This window comes from Marinobacter sp. UBA5687 (assembly GCF_002420325.1).
In the GTDB taxonomy this organism is placed as follows: Bacteria; Pseudomonadota; Gammaproteobacteria; order Pseudomonadales; family Oleiphilaceae; genus Marinobacter; species Marinobacter nauticus.
In genome coordinates this window covers 1-5,656 of the sequence record NZ_DIHV01000114.1, presented here as the reverse complement: position 1 = coordinate 5,656, position 5,656 = coordinate 1, and the positions used below count along the sequence as shown (strand labels likewise).

Here is a 5,656-nt window from a genome sequence, read left to right as displayed (position 1 = left end):
CCTGCCTTACGGTAACTTTCCCGGGCACAGAACACGGCCTGCGCCTGAACATCGGTCCCATCTACTCGAATTGGCTTCTTCCCCGCCAACTGATGAAAACCATGCAGCCAGGACCCGATAACACCTGCACCGCAAGCGAAATCGAGCACCCGATCGACACCCAGGGGTGACTCAGCCAGGGTTTCCAACAACATCCGGGTGCCATCGTCCAGTCGACCCAGACTGAAAACGCCTGGCAAGCCGGCAACAGAGAGCGCCACGCCAGCGCAGGAAAGCTCCGTCCAGCTGAGCCAGTCAGTCAACCGGAATTCGGTCAGGGGTTGGGTATTTCTGCCGCACCAGACCTGGCAATGGCGGGCGCTGTCGACCTTTACAACCTCCCCGGCGACGACGGAAAACTGCTTTATGGCACCGGCAATGCCTTCCTTCTTCTCGCCAATAACCACCAGTGCCGCACCTGGTTTGCCGAGGTAACGAGCCAAAGCCAGGCGGAGCTCACACTCAGCCCGGGCTTTAGGCAAAAATACCACCACGGTATCGCAAGAGCCCTGCTGCTGCCGATCTGGCTCGTAACCAAAACAGCCAGCCCAGTCAGTGTCATGGGACAGGATTTGCCAAAGACCGGCGTGCTCGGTCATCGCGATACCGGGAACCGGGCATCGGGGCAAAAGCGATGCATCCGAGACGCCTAACAGCGCTGGGCGTCCATTCAACAGATGCGCATTGCGGAGCAGAACTTCGTGGGTATTGGGCAGTGCAGACATGGGTAGCGGACCATTGCCAGAATCATGAGCCGCGTATGCTAACCGGAAAAAAGCCCCGAGTCTGCCCTGTGGCATCAGTCGGGGCTATCGCTATCGGGGTCGGCCTCTGGGGCCGCCCGGGAAGAGCCAGATATTATTTGTAACGTGCAACCGTACCCACACGCAGGGCGTCTTCAGGTGACATTCCCCAATCTTCCGGGGTGCGTGCTTCGGTGCGCTTGGCCTCAGCCCTTGCGCTATCCATGGCAGAACTTTCGTTTCTGCGGGTTCCCAGTGCCTGCAGGGCTTTCTGCATCAGTTCTTTCATGGTTTACCTCCCTTACTGCTTACAGTTGCTACTGTAACAGACGCAGAAGGTCACTACTGTGATGACGCCACGGGTCAGGAAGTGACGAGCATCACGATTTTTTGACAGTTTTTGACATTCTTCGCATTATATTTTTTGGCGCCCGGAGCGAACCGGTCGTTCGATCAGCTCATCCAGACTGGACTGACGAATCGTTTCCCGGTCTGCCTCACTGGCGATCGAGAGCCCCATATCCCTCAACAGACCGTCGGCCACGTCGTAAACGAAACCGTGCACAGTCAATGGCTGGCCGCGACGCCAGGCTTCCTGAACGATGTTGTTCTGGCACACATGCCCTACCTGCTCTACCACGTTCAGCTCACACAGGCGGTCTACCCGGTCCTGCACATTGGGAATGGCGTCCAGTACGGACTGGTGACGGTCACGCACGTCCTGAACATGGCGGAGCCAATTTGAAATCAGGCCAAAGCCTTCGTTCAGCAATGCCGCGCGCACGCCACCACAACCGTAATGCCCCACCACCAATACGTGTTTGACCTTCAACACTTCGATGGCGAACTGGAGCACCGACAGGCAGTTGAAATCTGTATGTACAACCACGTTGGCCACGTTTCTGTGCACGAAAAGTTCACCGGGGAGCAAGTCCACAATCTGGTTCGCAGGTACCCGACTGTCGGCACAGCCGATCCACAGGTACTCCGGTGCCTGCTGGTTCGAGAGCCGGTCAAAGAACTTCGGGTCCACCGACTTGATGCCATTGGCCCAGGCCCGGTTCTTGTCCAGTAGATGTTTCAGTGGTGCCATTATCTTGTTGCTCCTGCCATTGATTCCCGCTGCGGGATTGAACGGGAATCAACGACATAACGCAATAGTCAGTTGGTCGTTACGTCTTCCGGGCTCTGGTGCATGGTGCTTTGCGCCAGGTCCAGCAGCTCCCGCAGTGCGACCGAGAACATGGCGTATTCCGGTTCCCTTACACCTTTGAGTTCCGCCAGCATCGCGTTCCAGCGATCAATCATGTGCTGGTTGCGCTGCTCCCAGGCGTTCACACTATCGGTGACTTTCTCCGGGCTTTCAGCGGTTTTCAGCACACCGGTGGTCAGAGCCCGTTGCTGCCAGTCCAGATCCTCCCGGAAGCTTTCCCGCGCCAGGGCCTGCCAATGGGAACTTGGCGTCAACGCTGCGATGGCATTAGCGAACCAGGTCAGGTCGAGACGGTCACCCAGATCGTAGTACAGGTTGGCCACCGTTTTCAGCGGCATGCCTGTGGCTTCCTGTGCCTCGATAATACCAAGAGAGGAATACAGATAGCCGGTTCCTGCCAGCACCGACGCCAGTTCCTTCGGCAAACCCGCAGCCATCAGCTGATCATTGCGTTTTTCCCAATTGGCACGAGCCTGGTCGCCAAGGTATTCCGGCAGACCCGAGGTAATGGCCCAGACGCTGTCGGCAAACCGCTCCATGTGACTCTGGATATTGAGTTCTGCCCGGCGATTACGAAGCAACCAGCGCACAGCCCGACGCATCAGACGCATCAGATCCTGCATCAACTCCATCTGCAGATCCGCGGAAACGTGGAAATCCAGCGCTTCAATCTTGTCCCACCAGCTGTCGATGCGGAACACATCCCGGGCAATAATCCAGGCCAGGGCAATGGATGCTGCGTCCGCCCCGGTAGACTGGTTCAGGCGCTCCACAAAGGTAATGCCCATGTGGTTAACCATGTCGTTGGCGATCTGGGTTGCGATGATCTCCCGTCGCAGTTGGTGTTCACCCAGCTCTTTCGAGAAACGCTTGGTCAGATCCCGCGGGAAGACCTTGTACATCTCACCCGCCAGCAGAGGATTGTCCGGCAGATTACTGTCGATCAGCACCTGCTTCAGATCCCCTTTGACGTAGGAAATCAGCACCGACAGTTCCGGCCGCGTCAGCCCTTTCTTGGCCAGCTTGCGCTCTGACAGGGTTTCGTCATCCGGCAGGAACTCCAGTGCCCGGTTGAGCTTGCCTTCGCTCTCGAAGGTATTCATCAGCCGACGATACTCCTCCAGCCGGGTGGCGGCATCCTCGCTGGCGATACTGATGGCCTGGGTCTGACGGTAGTTGTTCTTCAGCACCAGCGAGGCAACATCATCAGTCATTTCCTCCAGCATGATGTTGCGCTGCTTGCCAGTCAGATCGCCCATGGCCACCGCCCGGTTGAGCAGGATCTTCATGTTCACTTCATGGTCAGAGCAGTCCACGCCGCCCGAGTTGTCGATGAAGTCAGTATTCAGGCGACCACCCTTCAGGGCGTATTCAATCCGCCCCATCTGGGTGAAGCCGAGATTTCCGCCCTCACCTACAACCTTGCAGCGCAGCTCGGCACCATTGATCCGCAGGCCATCATTGGCCTTGTCGCCCACATCGGAGTGGCTTTCACCGCTGCCCTTCACGTAAGTGCCAATACCACCAATCCAGAGCAGGTCCACTTCGGCCTTGAGGATGTGACTGATCAGCATATTGGGCGGAACGCGGTCCGCCTTGATGCCCAGCAGCTTTTTCATTTCTGGGCTGACCGGAATGGACTTGGCATTGCGGCTGAAAACGCCGCCGCCCTTCGAAATCAACTTGCTGTCGTAATCGGTCCAGGCGGAACGCGGCAGTTCAAACAGGCGCTTACGCTCCTTGTAGCTGCGTTCGGTGTCCGGGGTCGGGTCAATGAAGATGTGGATATGGTTGAAGGCGGCCACCAGCCGGGTTTTTTCCGAGCACAGCAGGCCATTGCCGAACACGTCCCCACCCATATCACCGATACCGATGGCGGTGAACTCATCCACAGCCGGGTTAATACCCATCTCACGGAAGTGCCGTTCCACCGAAACCCAGGCGCCCCGGGCAGTAATGCCCATTTTCTTGTGGTCATAACCGTTACTGCCACCGGAGGCGAAGGCATCTCCCATCCAGAAGCCATATTCCGCGGCCAGGCCATTAGCGATGTCGGAGAAAGTGGCGGTGCCTTTGTCAGCCGCCACCACGAGGTAGTGATCGTCCTCGTCATGGCGGATGACCCGCTCCGGCGGCTGGATGCCGGAATCCACCAGGTTATCTGTGATATCCAGCAAGCCCCGGATGAATGTTTTGTAGGCCGCAATACCCTCTGCCTGGAATGCCTCCCGGTCAGACGGATCGGGCAGGCGCTTGGCCACAAAGCCACCCTTCGCGCCCACCGGCACAATGACGGCATTTTTCACTTGCTGCGCTTTTACCAGGCCCAGAATTTCTGTGCGGTAGTCCTCGAACCGATCCGACCAGCGCAAACCACCACGGGCCACTTTGCCACCACGCAGGTGAACCCCCTCCACACGAGGGGAATACACAAAGATCTCGAACATGGGTAATGGCAGCGGCATGTCCGGAATCTGCGACGGGTCAAATTTCACACTGATGTAGGGCTTGGGCTGGCCCTCGCCATCCAGCTGGTAGTAGTTGGTGCGCAACGTCGCCTGCATCAGCTCCAGATACAGCCGTAGCACGCGATCCTCACTGAGGTTCTCCACTTCATCCAGGCCGGCGTTGAATTCGATTTCCAGTTTCTGCTGGGCCGCCTCGCTTTTGCCCTTACTCTTGAAACGCTCAGGGTTGAATCGAACCTCAAAGTACTCCAGCAGGATCCGTGTCAGGTTGACGTGGTTGACCAACGTGTTGGAAATGAACGTCTGACTGTTGGAGAACCGGATCTGGCGCATGTAGCGGGCGTAAGTACGCAGCAACGCGATCTCACGCCAGCTCATGTAGGAGGACAACAACAGGCGGTTAAAGGCGTCGTTTTCGGCTTCACCGTGCCAGACCCGGCGGAACAACTCTTCGAAAATCGGGCGAATACGGTGAATATCCACCACGTTCCCAGTGTGGGACTGCAGGGTAAAGTCATGAATCCAAACCGTTTTACCCGTTCGGTCAATCACCTCAAACGGGTGCTCGCCAATCACCCGGAAACCGAGATTGTCGAAAATCGGCATCACATCCGACAGTGGCAGCGGCTCATCCGGATAGAACAGCTTAAAATGCAGCGTGTTCTCGTCTTCTTCCAGAGCCCGGTAGAAGCTCATGGCCAGATCATCATCACGGGCAGAGGCGGTGATGTGCTCCAGGTCGATAGCGGCCCGGCGGGGCGAGAACATATCGGTGTAGCTGGCCGGGAAACCGCCCGCCCAGACACGATAAAGCTCGTTGCCCTGCTCTTCGCCGTAAGCCTCGCTCAGAGCCTCGTAGAGGCCATCACGCCAGGACTGGGCAAGCTCAATGACCTTGTCGCGGATTTCCGCCAGCGGCAACTGGCGGTTTTCCACCTGCGGCACCCGGATGGTGAACTGCACCCGGGCCAGCACCGATTCGGAAAAGTGCGTAACAAACTCAATGTCCTCAGCCTCCAGGCGGTCCAGCAACACCTGTTCCACCTTCAGGCGTAACTCGGTGTTGTAGATATCCCTGGGGAAGAAGGCCAGGCAGGTCACAAACTGGCCGTATACGTCCTCCCGCATGAACAGCTCGATGCGGCGACGCTCCTGGATGTAGAGAATGCTCTTGGCAACGCGCAGCAACTCAT

The 5,656-nt window shown here is 57.5% G+C and carries 4 protein-coding genes; all 4 read right to left on the bottom strand.

The features are described from left to right. Window positions 1–764 (bottom strand): methyltransferase small domain-containing protein (locus B3Y70_RS11875; RefSeq protein ID WP_288589858.1); only part of this gene is annotated, 764 nt, incomplete at its 3' end. A gap of 133 nt (window positions 765–897) precedes the next feature. After that, window positions 898–1,071 (bottom strand): hypothetical protein, encoded by a 174-nt coding sequence (locus tag B3Y70_RS11870; protein ID WP_014421070.1) that lies wholly within the window; start codon window positions 1,069–1,071, stop codon window positions 898–900. 126 nt (window positions 1,072–1,197) lie between these two features. Continuing rightward, on the bottom strand, window positions 1,198–1,875 hold the full coding sequence (gene can, locus B3Y70_RS11865; RefSeq protein ID WP_011785417.1) for a carbonate dehydratase: 678 nt from the start codon (window positions 1,873–1,875) through the stop codon (window positions 1,198–1,200). A 68-nt stretch (window positions 1,876–1,943) separates the two neighbouring features. Further along, window positions 1,944–5,656: NAD-glutamate dehydrogenase (locus tag B3Y70_RS11860; RefSeq protein ID WP_288589856.1), on the bottom strand; the 3,713-nt coding region annotated here is incomplete at its 5' end.